Raw genomic sequence first — 1,680 nt, 5'->3', positions numbered from 1 at the left:
CCACCTTGCTGGCGATGTCGACCGACAGCAGGCCACCGGGCTCCGCCGTGCTGAAGTCGGGCTTGATGCCCTTGCCCCAGGAGGCGACGATCAGCCTGTTTCCATCGGCGAAGACGCCGTTGGGCGAAGCCAGTATCGCGTCCTTGACGAACAGCTCCGGCCGGTCGCCGTCGATGCGGTAGATGGTGTCGGCCAGCATGTCGGTGACATAGACCTTGCCGGACTGGTCCGATGTCATGTCGTTGAGGAAGACGGCATTCGGCACCGCGATGCTCGTGACGAGCTTGCCGCTGGCGAGGTCGACGATGCGAACCTTGGTGATGTCGGCGACATAGAGTTTGCCGCCCGAGATCGCCATGCCCTTGGGTGCGTCCATGCCATCGGTCCAGTGCCGGGTGACCGTCTTGCCGTCCAGCGACAGCACGGAGAGATAACCATTGCCGTCGGCGTCGCCGGGATTGCCTGATATGTTGGAGACGATGATGCGGTTGTTGGCGGCGTCGAACAAAGCCGATTCCGGCTGCTCGAGGCCGGTGGCGCGCCAGAGTTCGGCGGCCTCGGCGGCAGGCGCTGCCGAGATGCCGATAGCCACGATAAGGGCTGAGATGATGAGGGTGTTCATGACTGCTCTCCTGTGATGACGAGGCAGAGCTACGGTTTTCGATACTTTCCGGAAAGGCCTGACACCGCTAGTATCGAAAGTCGATACGAAACTGCCGGCAAGAGGTGCATCGAATGAACGGTCTTATCTTCGAGGCGTTGAAGCGGACGCTGAAGGCGAAGGGCGTCACATATCGCGCGCTTGCCGAACGCATGGGCGTTTCCGAACCGACGGTGAAGCGTATCTTCCACGAGCGCAACTGCAAGCTCGACCGGCTGATGGATATCTGCGCCGCCGCCGGCGTCGAGCTGGAAAACGTGCTCGGCTCGATGAACCGGGGACCAGGTCCGGTCAACCACATCGCGCCGGAGATCGAGCGCAGGCTCGCCGGTCGGCCGGCGCTGCTGTTCATCTTCGTCATGCTGTCGGAAAAGTTCACGCCCGAAGGCATCATGCGCTCGCAAGGCCTGAGCGAGGCCTCGATGTTCCTCTATCTGCGCGATCTCGAGGAGCTTGGCCTGGTCGCGCTCGGCCGGGGCCTCTCGGCAAGAGTGCTGGTCGAGACGCCGATCCAGTGGAATTTCGAAGGGCCGCTGAGGCCGCTGTTCGAGATGACCAACAAGAATTTCATCGGCTGGGCCATCACCCATATCGACAAGGAAGCGACCTTCGTCAGCTTCTCCAGGCGGATGCGGCCGGAGACGGCGGAGATGGTGCGGCGCGAGGCGCAGGAGCTGGCCGATCGCGCCAAGCTGCTCGCCCATCACGACCAGCACACCACGCCGGAGGACGGGCTGGTCGGCTACAAATGGACGTTTGCCTTTGGTGCAACGCCATTTCCGGCGATCATGCCGATCGGGCCGCACGCGCGAGATCCCGGTGCACGGGTGCCCGACAGCCCCAACACTCCGGCAAAAAGGGGTCGCCCCTTGCCGGCATAGTTGGCCTGCTATTCAGGGGCCTTCGCATCGGCAACCTTGTCGTCCCAGACCATCTGCCGGTAGTCGAAACCATATTCCAGCGTCGGCTTGACGATGCGGAAATAGGGCGACAGGTCGAAATCGCGCGGTGTGTAGAGC

Annotated in this window: 2 protein-coding genes and 1 pseudogene; 1 reads left to right on the top strand and 2 read right to left on the bottom strand. The window is 62.7% G+C overall.

From position 1 onward, the window contains the following. On the bottom strand, positions 1-622 hold a 622-nt coding region (locus EN935_RS34790), incomplete at its 3' end, for an ATP/GTP-binding protein (RefSeq protein ID WP_127374166.1). Between the two features lie 113 nt (positions 623-735). On the opposite strand from EN935_RS34790, the gene EN935_RS34785 reads away from it, so the two are divergent. Next, positions 736-1,542 (top strand): helix-turn-helix transcriptional regulator, encoded by an 807-nt coding sequence (locus EN935_RS34785; RefSeq protein ID WP_126067036.1) that lies wholly within the window; start codon positions 736-738, stop codon positions 1,540-1,542. Between the two features lie 8 nt (positions 1,543-1,550). Here EN935_RS34785 and EN935_RS42460 read toward each other — a convergent pair. Continuing rightward, positions 1,551-1,680 (bottom strand): annotated as a pseudogene (locus EN935_RS42460) (lipo-like protein); the annotation flags it as partial.

This window comes from Mesorhizobium sp. M7D.F.Ca.US.004.03.1.1 (assembly GCF_003998635.1).
Lineage (GTDB): Bacteria > Pseudomonadota > Alphaproteobacteria > Rhizobiales > Rhizobiaceae > Mesorhizobium > Mesorhizobium loti.
Note: the sequence above shows the minus strand (reverse complement) of the source record. Positions and strands in the feature narration are given on the sequence as shown.

Excerpts from the sequence above, each read along its gene's own strand:
- EN935_RS34785 (WP_126067036.1), top strand. The coding sequence starts at position 736 with ATGAACGGTCTTATCTTCGAGGCGTTGAAGCGGACGCTGAAGGCGAAG.